The organism is Bradyrhizobium elkanii WSM2783 (assembly GCF_000472865.1).
GTDB lineage: Bacteria > Pseudomonadota > Alphaproteobacteria > Rhizobiales > Xanthobacteraceae > Bradyrhizobium > Bradyrhizobium elkanii_A.
In genome coordinates this window covers 1-16790 of the sequence record NZ_AXAP01000054.1, presented here as the reverse complement: position 1 = coordinate 16790, position 16790 = coordinate 1, and the positions used below count along the sequence as shown (strand labels likewise).

14 protein-coding genes are annotated in these 16790 nt (G+C 62.2%); 7 read left to right on the top strand and 7 right to left on the bottom strand.

What is annotated here, in order from left to right:
• Positions 1-55: 55 nt before the first annotated feature.
• Positions 56-1237 carry an MFS transporter gene (locus YY7_RS0133655; protein WP_035691574.1) on the bottom strand — a complete coding sequence of 394 codons (1182 nt, stop codon included), beginning with the start codon at positions 1235-1237 and terminating at the stop codon, positions 56-58.
• Positions 1238-1270: 33 nt separating this feature from the next.
• Positions 1271-1978 carry a type 1 glutamine amidotransferase domain-containing protein gene (locus YY7_RS0133650; RefSeq protein WP_028167052.1) on the bottom strand — a complete coding sequence of 236 codons (708 nt, stop codon included), beginning with the start codon at positions 1976-1978 and terminating at the stop codon, positions 1271-1273.
• 101 nt (positions 1979-2079) lie between these two features.
• Between YY7_RS0133650 and YY7_RS0133645 the strand changes: the two genes are divergently transcribed.
• Entirely contained in the window at positions 2080-2955 is an 876-nt protein-coding gene (locus YY7_RS0133645) for a LysR family transcriptional regulator (protein ID WP_028167051.1), read from the top strand.
• Between the two features lie 176 nt (positions 2956-3131).
• On the opposite strand, the gene YY7_RS0133640 is transcribed toward YY7_RS0133645, so the two are convergent.
• Positions 3132-4001 (bottom strand): NAD(P)-dependent oxidoreductase, encoded by an 870-nt coding sequence (locus YY7_RS0133640; protein WP_028167050.1) that lies wholly within the window; start codon positions 3999-4001, stop codon positions 3132-3134.
• A 292-nt stretch (positions 4002-4293) separates the two neighbouring features.
• Between YY7_RS0133640 and YY7_RS0133635 the strand changes: the two genes are divergently transcribed.
• From YY7_RS0133635 to YY7_RS0133625, 3 genes are all read left to right on the top strand, one after another.
• Complete coding sequence (locus YY7_RS0133635; RefSeq protein ID WP_028167049.1) at positions 4294-4746, top strand: VOC family protein; 453 nt, start codon at positions 4294-4296, stop codon at positions 4744-4746.
• Positions 4747-4864: 118 nt separating this feature from the next.
• Complete coding sequence (locus YY7_RS0133630; RefSeq protein ID WP_028167048.1) at positions 4865-5992, top strand: Mrp/NBP35 family ATP-binding protein; 1128 nt, start codon at positions 4865-4867, stop codon at positions 5990-5992.
• 196 nt (positions 5993-6188) lie between these two features.
• Entirely contained in the window at positions 6189-7277 is a 1089-nt protein-coding gene (locus YY7_RS0133625; protein WP_028167047.1) for a TRAP transporter substrate-binding protein, read from the top strand.
• A gap of 83 nt (positions 7278-7360) precedes the next feature.
• Here the strand turns inward: YY7_RS0133625 and YY7_RS0133620 are convergent, their stop codons facing one another.
• Complete coding sequence (locus YY7_RS0133620; RefSeq protein ID WP_028167046.1) at positions 7361-8599, bottom strand: glycosyltransferase; 1239 nt, start codon at positions 8597-8599, stop codon at positions 7361-7363.
• Between the two features lie 287 nt (positions 8600-8886).
• Here YY7_RS0133620 and YY7_RS0133615 point away from each other — a divergent pair, with 287 nt between their 5' ends.
• Positions 8887-9975, top strand: coding sequence for a TRAP transporter substrate-binding protein (locus tag YY7_RS0133615; RefSeq protein WP_028167045.1), 1089 nt, complete (start codon positions 8887-8889; stop codon positions 9973-9975).
• Positions 9976-10069: 94 nt separating this feature from the next.
• On the opposite strand, the gene YY7_RS0133610 is transcribed toward YY7_RS0133615, so the two are convergent.
• On the bottom strand, positions 10070-11323 hold the full coding sequence (locus tag YY7_RS0133610; protein ID WP_433994543.1) for an MFS transporter: 1254 nt from the start codon (positions 11321-11323) through the stop codon (positions 10070-10072).
• A gap of 239 nt (positions 11324-11562) precedes the next feature.
• The gene (locus tag YY7_RS0133605) at positions 11563-12348 is read right to left on the bottom strand and encodes a DUF4239 domain-containing protein (RefSeq protein ID WP_028167043.1); all 786 of its coding nucleotides are present in this window, start codon (positions 12346-12348) and stop codon (positions 11563-11565) included.
• 621 nt (positions 12349-12969) lie between these two features.
• On the opposite strand from YY7_RS0133605, the gene YY7_RS0133595 reads away from it, so the two are divergent.
• A complete protein-coding gene (locus YY7_RS0133595; protein WP_028167041.1) occupies positions 12970-14151 on the top strand; it encodes a radical SAM protein in 1182 nt (393 codons plus the stop codon).
• 106 nt (positions 14152-14257) lie between these two features.
• Here YY7_RS0133595 and YY7_RS64535 read toward each other — a convergent pair whose 3' ends face one another.
• Positions 14258-15433 (bottom strand): YXWGXW repeat-containing protein, encoded by a 1176-nt coding sequence (locus tag YY7_RS64535; protein WP_051397055.1) that lies wholly within the window; start codon positions 15431-15433, stop codon positions 14258-14260.
• 611 nt (positions 15434-16044) lie between these two features.
• On the opposite strand from YY7_RS64535, the gene YY7_RS0133580 reads away from it, so the two are divergent.
• Positions 16045-16790, top strand: a 746-nt coding sequence (locus tag YY7_RS0133580; RefSeq protein ID WP_028167039.1) for a L,D-transpeptidase, incomplete at its 3' end; no start/stop codon positions are given.

Below are 16790 nucleotides of genomic sequence, written 5' to 3'. Positions count from 1 at the left end.
TACCGCTCCCTTCGCGCCGCCGCATTCGTCGCCCTTGTGCTCTGTCCACGCCTCCTCACGTCCTTGACTCGTTCCGTTGAAACGACAGGACCGCAATTCCTGCGATGGCAGCGCCCGTACCGACAAGCGCCGTCGCGGTCAGCCCCCAGCCTCCAATCACCCCGCCGCCGACCAGCGATCCGAGCGCTATGCCCGAGTTGAAACCAGCGATGTTGAGGCCGGCTGCGGCGGCGAGCGCTTTGGGCGCATGGCGCTCGGCAATGCCGATGACGCGGGCCTGCATGGCGGGCACCGCAGCATAGGTGAGCGCGCCGAGTGCGGCGATCAACGCCGCCATGGCCGGAACGGAATGGACGGCGGGCCACATCGCCGCGAGCACGAGGGCAAGACCGACGAGAACGATCATCACCGCCTTGTCGGGGCCGAGACGGTCGGTCATGCGCCCACCGATGATGTTGCCGATCGCCGCTGCCACTCCATAGACCAGCATCATCGTGCTGACCCATGCGAGGTTCATGCCGGTCACTTCGATCAACAGCGGTGAGATATAAGAGAACAGGCAGAAGGAGCCGGTATAGGCCAGCACGGTGATGAACGCTGCGCCTAGCAAGCGGCGGTCGAACAGCGCCAGCAGATTGTGCAGGGCGTCCTTCGCTTCCCCCCCATCCTTCGCATTTGGCATCAACAGAGCCAGACCGGCCACGCCGATCGCGCCGCAGATCGCCACGCCCATGAAAATGGTCTGCCAGCTCCAGATGCCGCCCAGGAAAGTGCCGATCGGCACGCCGAAGGCCAGCGCCAGCGTCAGCCCTCCGAACACGACGGCGACCGCACTGCCTGCTCGCTCCGGCGCGACCAGCCTTGTCGCCGCGCTGGATGCAACGGCGAGGAAGACGCCATGGCCCAGTCCTGATCCGAATCGGGCCGCAAGCAACGAAGTGAGGTCGCCGGACAGACCGACGAGGAAGTTGCCAACGGTGAACACGATCATTGCCGCCAGCAGGAGATGCTTGCGGCTCCAGCTCGCCGCCAGCGCCGTCAGGATCGGTGCGCCAATGGTCGCGCCGATCGCATAGGTGGCGACGGCGGCGCCCACTTGCCCGACATCCACCTTCAGGTCGGACGCAATGTCAGACACCAGGCCAATGGTGACGAATTCCGTAAAGCCCAAAGCGAACGCCGAGAGCGCGAAGACATAGATGACGAGCGGAATGCTCCGCGCCTGCGGCGTGGTCATGAGAACGGTCTTTCTTCTTGTTGGGGAGGCGGTTCAGCGCGTGGGATGAGCTTTCAGCGCTTCCAGTGTGAGCTTGGCCGTGAGTGCAGATGAAGCCGGATTCTGCCCGGTCACAAGCCGCCCATCGGTGATAGCGAAAGGCTGGAAATCCGCGACGCTCTCATAACGCCCGCCCAATTCGCGCAGGCGGCTTTCCAGCAGGAACGGCACCGCCGCGTCGAGGCCGACCGCGCGTTCCTCGCTGTCGGTGAAGCCTGCAACGCGCCGACCGCCGACGAGCGGTGCGCCGGTTTCGTCTTTCGCGTTCACGAGGCCAGCCGGACCATGGCACACGGCAGCGACCACCTTGCCTTGCGCCCATGCCTTTGTGAGCAGCGAGGCCAATTCGGCGCTGTCCGGCAGATCCCACATGGTCCCATGTCCGCCGGGCAGGAACATCGCGTCGTAAACCGAGACGTCGATGCCGTTGATGCGGACTGTCACCTTGAGCGCTGCGGAAGCCGTCTCGTCGCTGAGGAAGCGATCAACGCTGGCTTCGTTCTCCCCCTTCGGCTTGACCGAGCGCGGGTCGATCGGCGCCGGGCCACCAACAATCGAGGCCAGCGTCACGGCCGCCCCCGCATCAATGAAAGCGTAGTAAGGCGCCGCCAGTTCCTCGAACCACAGGCCGGTCGGCTCGCCGGCCTCGCCCATGGGGGCGCTGGAAGTAAGGATCATCAGGATTTTCAGTTTGCTCGGCATGGTGTCACTCCGGCTTTCGGCCGAACCATGCAGCAAGCGGGAACGCGACAAAAATCATTCCTTCTGCTATCAGCCATAGAAATATCTATGGCTTAACAATCATGAACCACCTCATCTATCTGCGCACCTTCCTCGACACTTATCGCGCCGGATCGCTGACCCGCGCGGCGCAGCGGCTCGGCATCACCCAGCCATCGGCGTCCGCGCATATCGCCGCGCTGGAAGAAATGCTGGGCAAGCTCCTTTTCGTCCGCCAGGCACGCGGCGTCGCGCCCACGTCGGCTGCCGACGATCTCGCCCGCTCGATCGCGGCTCATCTGGACGGGATCGAGACAACCATGGGGGCGGCACAGGCCCGCTCCACCCATCTGAGCGGCACGGTGCATCTGGTCGGCCCTGCCGAATATCTTTCTGCCCGTATCGGTCCCGCTCTGGCGCCGCTCGTCCGCGAGGGCCTGCGGTTGCGCATCCAGACCGGCAACCGGGAACGCATCTATGCGGCGCTCGACGAGGGCCATGCCGATCTCGCCGTCACGGCCTCGCCGCCGAACGGCAGCGTGCATGGGTTCGCGGAATTGGGCCGGGAGCGATTGTTGCTCGTCGCCGCGCCGGTCTTGGCTGAGCGCACCAAGGCCCGCACCGTCACGACCGAGTTTCTGTGCGGACTACCCTGCATCGCCTATGACGAGACACTGCCGCTGCTGCGGCCCTTCTTCGAGCAGGTGTTCGGCAAGACGCCCGACATGCAGGCGGTGGTAACGGCTCCAGACCTGCGCGTCCTGAGCGGCATGGCCCAGGCTGGAACAGGGTGGACCGTGTTGCCGGACTACCTCTGCGCCGAAGCGCTGACCGTCGGTCATCTGGTTGAACTACCGACAGCGCGACCGGGGCCAGACAATACGATCTATCTCGTCTGGAACAAGACAGCACTGCGCCATCCCCGCGTCATCCATGTCAGGGACTATCTGCTGCGATAAGTCGAACAGAGTTGACTGCTCCATAGCTGGGATATGAGCAATCTCATTGCCTATAATCCCAATCCCCGCTGTCGCTCCAACGCTGGTGTGCGCGGCTTGACCCCCCATCCCAGCCTTCCCCCTTTGAGGGGGGAAAGGAGTCCAGCTTCAGGGGAAGGAGCGCAGCATGCGCGCCGTTAGCGCTCCAACCGCGCCAGCAGGCTCGACGTGTCCCAGCGCTTGCCGCCCATCTTCTCGACTTCGGCGTAGAACTGATCGACCAGCGCGCTCACCGGCAGGTTGGCGCCGTTGCGTCGCGCTTCCGCGATGCAGATCGAGAGATCCTTGCGCATCCATTCGACCGCGAAGCCGAAATCGTACTTGCCGTCGTTCATGGTCTTGTAGCGGTTCTCCATCTGCCAGGATTGCGCCGCGCCCTTCGAGATCACCTCGATCACGCTGGCCACGTCGAGGCCTGACTTCTTGGCGAAATGGATGCCTTCGGAAAGGCCCTGCACCAGGCCGGCGATGCAGATCTGGTTGACCATCTTGGTGAGCTGGCCGGAGCCTGCCGGTCCGAGCAGCTTGCACATCCGCGCATAGGCCGCGATGACCGGCTCGGCGCCGGCATAGGCGTCTTCCTTGCCGCCGCACATTACCGTCAGCACGCCGTTCTCGGCACCGGCCTGTCCGCCGGAGACCGGTGCATCGACGAATTTGAATCCGGCCTTCTCGGCGGCGGCATTGAGCTCGCGCGCGACTTCGGCGGAAGCGGTGGTGTGGTCGACGAAGGTCGCGCCCTTCTTCATGCCGGCGAATGCGCCGTCCGGGCCGATCGTGACCGCGCGCAGGTCGTTGTCATTGCCGACGCAGCACATCACGAAATCCTGGCCTTCGGCCGCGGCTTTCGGCGTCGGCGCCGCGCGGCCGCCGAATTTCTCGACCCAGGCCTGCGCCTTCGCCTGCGTCCGATTGTACACCGTCACCTCGTGGCCCCCCTTTTTCACGAGATGTCCTGCCATGGGGAAACCCATCACGCCGAGACCGAGAAAAGCGACTTTAGCCATGTCTGCTACCTTGTTTCTTCTAGTGACCTTGGGATTTGCCGGCGACATTGCACGGGCCGGACGGTGTTTTTCAGGCGGGAGGGCCGCACCATAAACGCTGCGCCGCAGAGGGCAACGGCTCGTTTGGCCGGCATTAGAGCATGATCCGGAAAAGTGGAAACCGGTTTTCCGAAAAGATCATGCTCCAACAAAGAGATGAGATCATGATCCGATTCTGTCCAATCGGATCATGATCTAGCGGTTTTGTGTTATCATAACCCACCAACGAACCTCACAAAAATGGGAGTGAGACATGAATGGAAGAGAGGCGGGCGCAAGTGTGGGCGTGCTCGATCATTTCAACATCCGCACCCGGAAACTCGCCGAAACCGTCAAGTTCTATGAGGATGTTTTGGGCCTGGAGAAGGGCGCCCGGCCGAATTTCGCCTTTCCCGGCGCCTGGATGTACAGCGAGGGCAAACCGGTGGTTCACCTCGTGGACATTTCCCCGACCGACGAGCCGCAAAAGCCCGACTCCGGCGTGGTCCATCATGTCGCCTTCGTCAGCCGCGGTTTCACGGCAATGCAGCAGCGCCTTCAGTCCAAGGGCATGAAATTCGATTCCCGGCAGGTTCCGGGCGGCGACCTCTGGCAGATCTTTGTGCACGATCCTAACGGCGTGATGATCGAGCTGAATTACGAGGTCGCCAAGGAACAGGGCGCCGCAGCGCCGGCCGAGCGCGCTGACGACGTCGGCGGCAGGTAGGAACCGTTCGGACGCGCGGTGTGAACCGCGGAATCTATTGTGCTGACGCAACTACCCTTTCTTGCCGATCCGTCATATCTGTGACTTCACCATGTGGATATTCGGCAGGAGAGCGGCTGTGAGCGTGACGCAGCAACAGGTTCTGGAGAAATTGGCCGGGGTAACATCGCCGCGCGGCGTCGCCTTGACCAATGCCAACGTGCTGTCGCCGATCACGGTCAGCGACGGCAAGGTGTTCTTTTCGATCAATGTCGATGCCGCGGAGGCGCGCGCCTGGGAAAGCGTGCGCGCGCAGGCCGAGAGCGCCGTGCGCGCCATCCCCGGCGTCACCGCCGCCATGATCGCGCTGACCGCTGAGCGCAAGCCTGGCACGGCGGCTCCGCCGCAGCCGCACCGCCATGGCGGCATCGCGCCGGCCTCGACGCATCGGCCGCCGCAAGGCGCGCCGTCGCCGATGTCGCGGCAGGCCGAAATCCCCGGGATCGCCGCCGTCATCGCAGTGGCCTCGGGCAAGGGCGGTGTCGGCAAGTCGACCACCGCGCTCAACCTCGCGCTCGGCTTGCGTGATCTCGGCTTGCGCGTCGGCTTGCTCGATGCCGACATCTACGGCCCCTCGGTGCCGCGGCTGACCGGGATCCGCGAGAAGCCCGCGCTCAACGACGACAAGAAGATGATCCCGATCTCCCGCTTCGGGCTCTCGATCATGTCGATCGGCTTCCTGGTCGAGGAAGACACCGCGATGATCTGGCGTGGGCCGATGGTGATGTCGGCGATCACGCAAATGCTGCGCGACGTCGCCTGGGGTACGCTCGATGTGCTGGTGGTCGACATGCCGCCCGGCACAGGCGACGCGCAGCTCACGCTGGCGCAGAACGTGCCGCTCAAGGGCGCCGTCATCATCTCGACCCCGCAGGACCTGTCCCTGATCGATGCGCGGCGCGGGCTCGCCATGTTCAGGAAGGTTAACGTGCCCGTGCTCGGCATTGTCGAGAACATGAGCTATTTCCAGTGCCCGCATTGCGGCACGCGGTCGGACATTTTCGGCCATGGCGGCGCCCGGCATGAGGCCGAGCGGCTGGGGGTACCGTTCCTGGGCGAAATTCCCCTCCATATGGCGATCCGCACCACCTCGGATTCCGGCAATCCGGTGGTGGATAGCGAGCCGGACGGGCCGCACGCGGCGATTTACCGCGCAATCGGGACCAAGGTCCGCGACCAGCTCCGGGGCGTGATCGCCGCGGCTTGACAGTCCTTTCCACCCGATATTTCGCCTCGCGTCTTGCGACTTTCGTCCAGTCCCGTCATGCCAATGTCGCGTTTCCGCGGGCGGCCATCCGTGTTAAACGGCCCCGCCAGAGCGCCCCCGGAGCCTGAGGATTCGCCCGCCCGGAGGAGATGTTTTGGGGACAAAAGGGAAACGCCCCGCAAGGAGATGACTTAAGATGAAGCGTCGTGACTTTTTGAAAGTTTCTGCGGCCGGTGCGGCCGCGACTGCGGTTGCCGCGCCGGCGATTGCGCAGTCTTCTCCCGAAATCAAGTGGCGCTTGACCTCGAGCTTCCCGAAGTCGCTGGACACGATCTATGGCGGTGCTGAGCAGTTGTCGAAATACGTCGCCGAGATGACCGACAACAAATTCCAGATCCAGGTGTTCGCGGCGGGCGAGATCGCGCCGGGCCTGCAGGCGCTGGACTCGACGTCGACAGGTACCGTCGAGATGTCGCATACGGTGGCCTATTATTATGTCGGCAAGGACCCGACGTTTGCGATCTACGCCTCGGTCCCGTTCGGCCTCAATGCGCGGCAGCAGAACTCCTGGTGGTACCAGGGCGGCGGCGAGCAGCTCGGCAATGAGTTCTTCAAGAAGTTCAACGTGATCGGTTTGCCTTGCGGCAACACCGGCACTCAGATGGGCGGCTGGTTCCGCAAGGAGATCAAGACGGTCGCCGACCTCTCCGGCCTCAAATTCCGCATCGGCGGCATCGCCGGCCAGGTCCTGCAGAAGGTCGGTGTGGTGCCGCAGCAGCTCGCCGGCGGCGACATCTATCCGGCGTTGGAGAAGGGCACCATCGACGCCGCCGAATGGGTCGGCCCCTATGACGACGAGAAGCTCGGCTTCCAGAAGGTCGCAAAGTACTACTACTATCCGGGCTTCTGGGAAGGCGGCCCGACCGTCCACGCATTCGTCAACCTCGAGAAGTGGAATGCGCTGCCGAAGAACTATCAGGCAATCCTCACCAACGGGGCCGCGAATGCCAATAGCTGGATGGCCGCGCGGTATGACCTGCAAAACCCGACGGCGCTGAAGCGGCTGGTTGCCGGCGGCACGCAGCTCCGTCCGTTCACCAACGAGGTGCTGGAAGCCTGCCTGAAGGCGACCAACGAGCTGTGGAGCGAAATCTCCGCCAAGAACCCCGACTTCAAGAAGTCGATCGACGCAATGCAGGCCTACCGCTCCGACGAATATCTGTGGTGGCAGGTCGCCGAATACACCTACGACAGCTTCATGATCCGCTCGCGCACCCGCGGCTGATCGGGTTTTAAATAGTAGATGCACCGCCCGGTCCCCTCGTGGGGGCCGGGCTTTTTTGCGGTGTGAATACGGATGTCCCGGATTCAGGCGTTCGCTGCAGCTCGAACGATTTCTTCCAGTTCTCTAACAAGCGGAGCTGCGCTGACTTCGGCGGCGATGATGTCCTTGAACCGTCGGGCAGCGATCAGGAATTGCGGCTCGCGGATCAGGCGCGTCATCGCGGCGGCAATTTCCGCTTCCGTGGCGGTCGGCGGCAAGACCAACCCCGCGCCGCAGGCTTCCACACGCGCGGCAATGTCGCCCTGATCGCGGCCGAACGGCATGACCAGCAGCGGCAGGCCATGCGCGAGTGCACGGCTCGTCGTGCCATGGCCACCATGGCTCACGACCAGCGAGGCTTCCTTCATGGCCGCATCATGCGGGGCGCTCGGCAGCAGCGTGACATTGTCCGGCGCCTGCAGGGTGATGTGGTCCAGAGCAGGTCCGAGCGTTGCAACCGCATCCACATCGACGCGTCCTGCCGCGTTGATCGTGCGTTGCAGCGCCTCGGTCTGATCCTGATTGGTCGTGCTGGAAGAGATCAGCACGCGCGGACGATCCCCTTGGGACCAGGGAGAGATCCATGGCTTCGACCAATTCGAGGAATCCAGGAGCGGCCCGATGTACCTGACATTGCTGGGGAGGACGTCGGGGGCAAAGTCAAACGCCGCGCTTACCGCTATCAGGAGCCGCGCCGGTCGGTCGAACAACTCCATCACATCAGCCCAAGGAGCAAGCTGCAGGCTCGCCCGCGCCTCGTTCAGCATCGGCAGCCATTCGTTCATGAGAGCAGCGAACCGGTTGCTTGCCGCCTCGACGGCGACACGGTCTTCCGGCGTACGCGGCGCGGGCAAACAACTGCCAATTGGTGGCTGCCCTGGGAGAGGTCGTATGCTGATGGTGGGCGAGAGCAGGGCACAGGGAATATGTTCGGCCTCCGCGGCGAGCACGGCGCCGAACAGAGGCATATCGGTCAACACAGCGTCAGTCGTGGCGCGCCGGATTTCGTCGCGGACATCCGCACCTTGCGCGGCGGCTGGCCCAAACAGCAGGTGATCGCAGGCGTACTGAAGGGGGGCGGTGGCCTGCCCAATAGGCGAAACGTGAGGCGTCCGTTGCCAGGTCGCGAAGCCGAAGCCCGCCGTCTCGACTGACGCGCGCGCGTCCGCACGCGCGATGAAACGAACGACATGACCCCTTGCACGCAATTGCTGCGCCGCTGTCAGGGTCGGTCCGAGATGGCCGTGGTCTCCCCAGGTGGCCACCAGGAAATTGTAGGACATGGCTTGTTTCCCATCGATCGGAAGCGGCGATGGCGAGCCTGTCGACGGCAGGCCGCCGATTGCGTCGGATGGGAGAGATTTGGATACCCGCGCTACCAGACGATTGCAGCAGATCGGATCTTTGTTGCGTTCGTAATCCACACGCCCACGAGACGGACGGCCCGGACCAAGCTTTTTTTGAGCGCTGCGGCGAACGTTGGCGATGGCAATCGGGAAGGGGATGTTCCATGCTGCCCTCAGGCCTCGGTACGAAGGCCGATGACACATATTCAAAGGGAGGAAACGACATGAAACGACGGGACTTCATCAAAGTCGCCGGCATCGGTGCCGCCGGTGCCGCCACGCTCGCCGCGCCGGCCATCGCGCAGTCGATGCCGGAGCTGAAATGGCGGATGACGACGAGCTGGCCGAAATCGCTCGATACGCTGCATGGCGCAGCCGAGATCATGGCCAAGGTCGTCGGCGAGGCCACCGACAACAAATTCCAGATCCAGACTTTTGCCGCTGGCGAGATCGTGCCGGGCCTGCAGGTGCTGGACGCCGTGCAGAGCGGCACGGTCGAGATGGGCCACACCGCCTCTTACTACTATTTCGGCAAGGATCCGACCTTCACCTTCGGCTCATCGGTGCCGTTCGGGCCGAACGCGCGGCTCAATCAGGCCTGGTACATGATGGGCGGCGGCAAGGAGCTCCTGAACGAGTTCTATAAGGGCTACAACGTCACCTCGCTGCTTGCCGGCAACACGACCTGCCAGATGGGCGGCTGGTTCCGCAAGGAGATCAACACCGTCGATGATCTGAAAGGATTGAAATTCCGCATCGGCGGTTTCGCCGGGCGCGTCATGGAGAAGCTCGGTTGCGTTCCGCAGCAGATCGCCGGCGGCGACATCTACCCGGCGCTTGAGAAAGGCACGATCGACGCAGCCGAATGGGTCGGCCCTTACGATGACGAGAAGCTCGGCCTGCAGAAGGTCGCGCCGCATTACTACTATCCGGGATGGTGGGAGGGCGGCCCGATGCTGCTGGTCTTCGTCAATCTCGAGAAGTGGAATGCGTTGCCGAAATACTATCAGGCCATCCTCGAGCAGGCCGGCCACCAGGCCAACAACTGGATGATGGCGAAGTACGACACCGTGAACCCGACCGCGCTGAAGAAGCTGCTCGCGGGCGGCGCCAAGCTGCACGCCTTCTCGCCTGCGATCATGGAAGCAAGCTTCAAGGCGGCAAAGGAGCTGCACGCCGAAGTCGCGGCCAGCAACGCCAATTTCAAGAAGGTCTATGAATCGCTGACAGCCTATACCAGCAACGGCTATCAATGGTTCCAGGTCGCCGAAGTCGGCTATGACAACTTCATGGCGCGCCACTCGCAGAGCTGATCCGTCGATCAATCAAAGGGGGCCTGCTCCGTAGCCCGGGTGAAGCGCAGCGCAACCCGGGACTGCCCGTAGTCGCGGATGCCGACGTCGCGGGTTACGCATTCGCTCCACCCGGGCTACGGGCTGGTGCACCAGCCTGCACTTTCACCGGTGCCGTCTCGGGCATCAGGCTCATCGCAATCAGTCCGACGACGGCGGCGAGCAGGAGGTACCAGGCGGGCGCCAGCGGATCTCCTGAAATATGCAGCAGCCACGTGACCACGAGCTGCGCGGTGCCGCCGAAGCTTGCGATTGCAACCGCGTAGACGGTGGCGAATACGCCGCCGCGGATCTGTTGGGGCAGCGCCTCGGTGAAGGTCGCATAGAAAGCCGTGAACGGCAGCGATCCGATCAGCGATAGCGCGCCGAAGCCGAACAACAGCGACCACGCGCCGGGTGCACCGGCGATCCACAGGAAGATCGGATAGGTCAGCGCGAGCGTGACGAGCTGCGGATAGATCATGACCGGCTTGCGACCCAGCAAGTCGGCCAGCCAGCCTCCCAGCAACGCGCCCGCGATCCCAAGACCATTGCTGACAAGCGACGTCGCAAAGGCCAGAGACGGCGCCACATGGAGCGTGTTCTGCGCATAGGTCGTCATGTATTGCGTCACATAGGTCGAAATCGTGCCGCTCGCCAAGATCATCAGCGCCAGTGCGATCAGGCGAATGTGCCGGCGCGCCAGCGCGAGATGGCTCGAGCTCTCGATGCGCCGGGCGCCGCTTTCGCCTTGCGGGATCGTCTCCGGCAGCGTCCGGCGCATCCAGAGCCCGAACGGCAGGCAGATGGCGCCGATCAGGAACGCCACGCGCCAGCCGTAGGAATCCAGCGCCTCTGGCGTCATCGTCCTGCTCAGAATGAAGCCGACCAGCGCGCCGGTGGTGGCGGCGATCTGCTGGCTTGTCGGCTGCCACGAGACCACCAGCGCCCGACGTTCCGGCGGGGCGATCTCCAGGAGATAGGCCGTGGTCGGCCCGACCTCGCCGCCGAGCGCAAATCCCTGCACCAAGCGCGCCACGATCACAATGATCGGCGCCGCAAGGCCGATGGCGTTGTAGGATGGGGTGATCGAGATCGCCAGGATCGCGCTCCCCATCAACGCAAAGCTGAGCAGCATTGCCGGCCGCCGGCCGACACGGTCGGAATAGATGCCAAGCACGATCCCGCCGATCGGGCGCGTGATGAAACCCGCGCCGAAGGTCGCAAGCGACAGCATCAGGCTGCCATACTCGCCTTGCACAGGGAAGAAGGTGTGGCCGATCTGTATCGCGAAGAAGCTGTAGGTGATGAAATCATAGAATTCGAGCATGTTGCCGATCGTGGCGGCAAATGCCGCGCGCTTCACGCCGAACTGTTTGGTCTCCTCAACGACAAGCGACAATCGTACCTTCCCTGAAGCGATTCAATGATGAGCATTATTCGTCCTCTCGCGAGTACTTACAACGCACCGGGAACGTCCTTCTGCCATGCGCGCATCGCAGCCGCGGTCACTGGTTCAAGATGGATGGCTGTCAGCCGCCCAAAAGTGTCGGTGCAACCCGACACATATCAGCTTGCCGTCTTTTCGGGCATGATTTGCAGCAACGGCGCGGGCCCTATCGAAATCTGACCCGTGAATGGCCGATCATGAGTGGCAATCAGCAAAACCGAGGTTGCCGCTCCGGTCGCGAACAGCCACATCGCGATTGCTGATCCCAACCTATTATCGCAGTGAACGAGGGCGATCACCAGCAACTCGCATATCGCCTGCAGGTAGAGGCACAACCACTTGACCGAATTGACTTCTGACTGGCTGACGATGATCCGTTGTCTTCGGGCGTCCAGCGCGGACTGCAAGGCTGTGATGATTTCGCGTTGCGCCGTCTGCTGGCCTGCACCTTGCGCCGAGATCGAGACGACGAGCTGCAGCACCTGGGCGAGAGCGGGGGGATCCACCGTTAGCGAAGCAGTTTTGCGCGCCATCATTGGCCATTCGACCGCTACTGTTTGCTCGACGTACTCACGAACGAGGCTGCGCAGGCGCGTCTCCTGCTCTGCGGGCAAACCGCCGGCGAGAAGGATAACCGCTCGCAGCGAACTGGCTTCGCGGCTTACCGCCGAGCTGGCGCGATCACTATCACTCCAGACCTGCGACGCGGTGAAGGCAACAAACAGGCCGAATATGATGCCTAGTACAGGCAACATGCCGGGAGAGACCGACTTGAATGAAGCTGTTCGGCCCTTGGTCGATAGTATTGTAACGCCTACGAAAACTAAGATCGCCAGAAGGTAGGTAAAGGCGAAAATGGTGAGTGCCATCCAGAGCACTGAAAGGTTGTGCAACCAATCGCTCATTTCCGTGTTTCCCTGCGGCTTGTGTATTGATCTCCTGCTGCAAATTTGCGCCGACGCGCCGCTTCGAACTTCATCCCGACCGTCAACGGTCGGAATTTCCTGAAAGCATTGTGTGGCAAAGAGCGCTACCTCGGCCCCACCACATTTCCGCTGCAATAGAAAAGGTATATACTGTCCGCTGCTCATCCGGTTGAGGCAAATCACCGGTCTTTCGTTCGATCTTGAACTGCATCGCGAAGAGGAGCACGACCATGGCGATTACCACGCTGAAGGTTTTGGCGAGCCTCCTGCAGTTGCACGGGCCGGGCGCGACAATTCAGAGCGATCATCCAGGTATCGACGCGCTGCTGAACGAACTGCGCGAGCAGAGTTCGACGGAAGGACTTAGCTCCGACCAACCCGCGGTTATTCCCGACCAACCCGTTGTAAATCAAGTTTATTTCAGGCGAGGCTTTGGCCGAGGGCCGCATGCGGGTGTCTTTCGCAGGGCCGGATACGCTCCAGGGGCAGGTGCCTTCCGCAGAGGCGCGTACGCTCCGGGAGCGGGCGCGTTCCGCAGAGGGGGCTTTGTTCGGGGATACTAGCTAATCGCAATTTTTTCAGGCGCATACCGGCATCGGCATGTTGTTTGACGATTCAAATCCTGTCGCCTTCCAGGATCAGCCGATCACGCAGTTGCTGGTCAAGGTGGCAGCGCGATGCAACATCGACTGCTCCTATTGCTACTGGTTTCGCGACGCGGCCGTCTACGACAAGCCCAAGCTGATGAGCACCGGCGTGCTACATCAATTGTTGCAGCGCATCGAAGAACACGTCGCGCGATACTCCCTCGTCGATTTTCCCATCGTTCTGCACGGCGGCGAGCCCTTGCTCTGGGGTGTCGAGAATTTCCACCATTTTGCCGAGGGCTGCGAGCGCATTTCATCGCGAACCGGTTGCGACATTCCCATCGCGGTCACGACCAATGGCGTGTTGATCGATGATCAATGGCTGGACTGCTTCGAGACGCGCAACATCTCGGTTGCGATCAGTCTCGATGGACCCGAACATATTCACGACATTCACCGTCGCACGTTTCAAGGTACGGGCACCCACGCGGCGGTGGAGCGCGCCGCCCGCAAGCTGGTATCACGCGACATCGGCGTAAGCGCTTTGGCTGTCTGCAATCCCGCTTATCCCCCGGAGCAGTATGTCGCGTTTTTCGCCGCGTGCGGAATTGCGAACTACGACATCATGATCCCCGATGCGACGGTGGACGAGAAGCCGCCATCCATTGCGTCGTTCTACAACGGACTGTTCGACTTGTGGTTGACGGCAAATCGCACGGCGCCGACCGCCAATATCCGCATCATTTCCGACATGATCACTGCCCTGCTTGGCAACAATTCGCCGACCGAAGGCGTCGGCCACAAGCCGATCGAGCTTTGCACCGTGATGACCGATGGCACCGTGGAGGCCCACGATGTGCTCCGCATCGCGGGCGACGGCTTCACGCGGACCAGGTTCAACATCTTCGATCATGCGATCGACGAGGTCAGGAACGAGCCGCGCTGGAAAGCGGCGCGCGACGCCTCAATCAATCTTTGCGAGAAATGCCGGCAGTGCAAGTTCATGAACGCTTGCGGAGGGGGCTATCTTCCGCATCGTTTTTCCAACGCAAATGGTTACGACAATCCGTCGGTATATTGCGACGATCTCTATTCGATGTTCGAGAACATGCAATCCGTCCTGGAGAGCCATCTTTATGTCAGCAAGCCAGGCGGGGAACGTGTCAACGTGCGCGAAGCGTTGACACGCGCTTAGCGGTTGGATGGCGAAAGGCGACCGGGGAATTCGAGTCTCGAGCGCTGGATCATGCTCAAACAAAGAGATGAGAACATGATCCGAATCCGCCTAATCGGGTCATGGTCTAATGCGCCTCGTTATGCGGCGAGACATTCCGCTTTGCAGCCGGCGGGTGGGGCGCGGGGCGCGACGCCGGATGCGACGCGGCGGCAACTCGATGTGGCGCTGGAGCAGCGGATGGATGCTGGGGCGGCTTCGGGGCCGCGGCAACGGCGCCGGGTTTTGGCGCCGGTGGGGCGGCGACCGGTTTCGCTGCGACATTTGCCGGCTTCGCTGCGGCATTCAGAGGCTTTGCTTCCGGTCTGACCGCCGCATTCGGCGGCTTGGGCAGCGCTCCGTTGGTCGGCGCAGCATGCTCCGAGCCAACAGATGCCTTGTTTTCACGTGACTTGTTCGCGGCGGGAGGATCGTTCGCAACAGGCTTATTGCCGGGTGGGGCGGCCGCAAGAGGCTTGCTCTCGAGCGGCTTGTTGGCGACCGCATTGTTCGCAGGCGCTTTGGGAGCGACCGGCTGCGGCAGCGGCGCGGGTCCCGGCTTGGCTTCCCGTGCGGCGACAACACCCTTGCCGGTGAACTCGCCGGGCTTGGCTGTCGCTGCGATTGCCGGGCGGCCGTGGTTCTCGGAGGCGAGCAGCGCTCTGTTCGTGCTCGCCAGGTGCTGCTGCTGGATCTGCGCGGGCGCAGGAGCAACGTGGTGATCCTGCGCAGCCACTTGCTCTTGCGCCGTCGGCTGAGACGTGATCCCACCACTGCCGCCGTTGAAACTGACACGCGTGATGTTGTTGTTGATCACGGTCTTGCTATAGACGTTGGTGACGTTGACACTGCCGAAATTATTGATGGTGCGGTTGTAAGCCAGCACGCCATTGTCCCAGTGGCCGCCTTCATAGCCGACGCCGCCATAGCCGAAACCATAGTTGACGCCACCGTAGAAGCCGACACGCGGCCCCCAATAACCGGTGTTCCATGCGTAAACACCGTCACGCCAGGCCCAGTAACCGGGTGTCCACAACAGGCCGACGGCCGGCGGCTCCACCCAGGTGCCCGGAACCCAGTAATAACCGTCCGTGCTGTAAGCCCAATAGCCGGGCGTCCAAATGTACCCAGGTGCTGGAAGCGGCGGTTGCTCATAGACCGGAAGCTCCGGTGGGGCGATCGTAATGCTTATGATTTGGGCTTGGGTGACGGGGGAAATGATCAGCGCGGCAAGAAGCCCGATGATGAATAGAAAGCGTCGCATGCTTGTTCCTTCCACATGAGCAGCTCCCCGCGAGTCGGAACGATGTTGAGCGAATGACGCAATATTATGGCGCATTGGTCTAGTGCAGCAGGCGGTACTGGATGATGTAGGCGGCGGCGCTGAGCAATCCCAGCGCAATGACGATGATATCCTGGCGCCCGATCTCGCAGGTCCGCTCTCACGGGTAGTCCGGAAACTCGCTCGCGCGAGTTTCTACCGCCGCTTGTGACCCATAGCGATCAAAGGAAGTCGGCGATAAAGATGTTTGCGTGAAACTAGAGCGTCGAAGTGAGGCCTATGGTTTTCTGGACAGGCTAAGTAGACTGACGCATACGGAGTGGGGGACGTCGCGCTTTGACCCGAAGCCGCTGTTAACCAAAGAGCGGAGCGTGTCCGCTCGGCCGGGCAATTCAGACTTCGACTCGTTCCGCAATGTGACGTGCGTCGTCCATGTCGCCAAATTGATATCGAGCGTCACTCCCAATTTTTATGTTGCCGAACAAGAGTTCGGCGTTAACCACCGCTAACGGTTCCAGCCTGAGCGAAATCGCTTCGAAGTTTCTTAAATTTTGCTGGGTACCTCTTCCGGGCATGGTGACCGGGGGAAAGATATGAGTAAGCGGGCCAAACGTGGAAAGGCAGAAGCGCTCGCACTACCAATGGCCGCGAGAGTTGCAGTTGGCGCCGTGGCCGTCGCCGCATTGGGATACAGCTTGCTGTCTCGCCCGACGAGCGTGCAACCGATACGGAAGCCGTCCGCGCCCCAAGCCCTGGCATCGTCAACTCCGGTTCACGTGTCAACTCCAGTTCATGCATCAGCGCCAGCTCCGGCTCCGATTTCGGTCCCGGCGCCTCTGGTCGAACCACCAAAAGCTGCTGACGGTCCCGGAGCATTTGTTCGGCAGGTAGTTGACTACGCCAGCCACCAGACGCCGGGCACCGTGATCATCGATACCAAGAACACATTCCTGTATTTCGTTCTGAGCGACACGCAAGCGTTGCGCTACGGCATCGGTGTTGGCCGCGAAGGCTTCACATGGTCAGGCGAGCAGACTGTGGCCCGTAAGACGGAATGGCCGGATTGGCGTCCGCCGGCAGAGATGCTTGTGCGTCAGCCTTATCTGCCGCGGTTTATGGCAGGCGGTCCCGGCAACCCGCTCGGCGCTCGGGCGATGTATCTGGGCGAGACCGAATATAGAATTCACGGCACCAACAAGCCCGATACGATCGGGAAGCGGGTTTCGTCCGGCTGTATCCGGCTGACCAATGAGGACGTCGTGGACCTTTATGAGCGGGTGAAAGTCGGAGCGAAAGTGATCGTGCTTCCGGCAACCGCTGCCCGTCGACCATCCCAGGG

Bases quoted from the DNA above. Each gene is read 5' to 3' on its own strand.
- YY7_RS0133655 (WP_035691574.1), bottom strand. From the start codon at position 1,237: ATGACCACGCCGCAGGCGCGGAGCATTCCGCTCGTCATCTATGTCTTC.
- YY7_RS0133650 (WP_028167052.1), bottom strand. From the start codon at position 1,978: ATGCCGAGCAAACTGAAAATCCTGATGATCCTTACTTCCAGCGCCCCC.
- YY7_RS0133645 (WP_028167051.1), top strand. From the start codon at position 2,080: ATGAACCACCTCATCTATCTGCGCACCTTCCTCGACACTTATCGCGCC.
- YY7_RS0133640 (WP_028167050.1), bottom strand. From the start codon at position 4,001: ATGGCTAAAGTCGCTTTTCTCGGTCTCGGCGTGATGGGTTTCCCCATG.
- YY7_RS0133635 (WP_028167049.1), top strand. From the start codon at position 4,294: ATGAATGGAAGAGAGGCGGGCGCAAGTGTGGGCGTGCTCGATCATTTC.
- YY7_RS0133625 (WP_028167047.1), top strand. From the start codon at position 6,189: ATGAAGCGTCGTGACTTTTTGAAAGTTTCTGCGGCCGGTGCGGCCGCG.
- YY7_RS0133620 (WP_028167046.1), bottom strand. From the start codon at position 8,599: ATGTCCTACAATTTCCTGGTGGCCACCTGGGGAGACCACGGCCATCTC.
- YY7_RS0133615 (WP_028167045.1), top strand. From the start codon at position 8,887: ATGAAACGACGGGACTTCATCAAAGTCGCCGGCATCGGTGCCGCCGGT.
- YY7_RS0133610 (WP_433994543.1), bottom strand. From the start codon at position 11,323: ATGCTCGAATTCTATGATTTCATCACCTACAGCTTCTTCGCGATACAG.
- YY7_RS0133605 (WP_028167043.1), bottom strand. From the start codon at position 12,348: ATGAGCGATTGGTTGCACAACCTTTCAGTGCTCTGGATGGCACTCACC.
- YY7_RS0133595 (WP_028167041.1), top strand. From the start codon at position 12,970: ATGTTGTTTGACGATTCAAATCCTGTCGCCTTCCAGGATCAGCCGATC.
- YY7_RS64535 (WP_051397055.1), bottom strand. From the start codon at position 15,433: ATGCGACGCTTTCTATTCATCATCGGGCTTCTTGCCGCGCTGATCATT.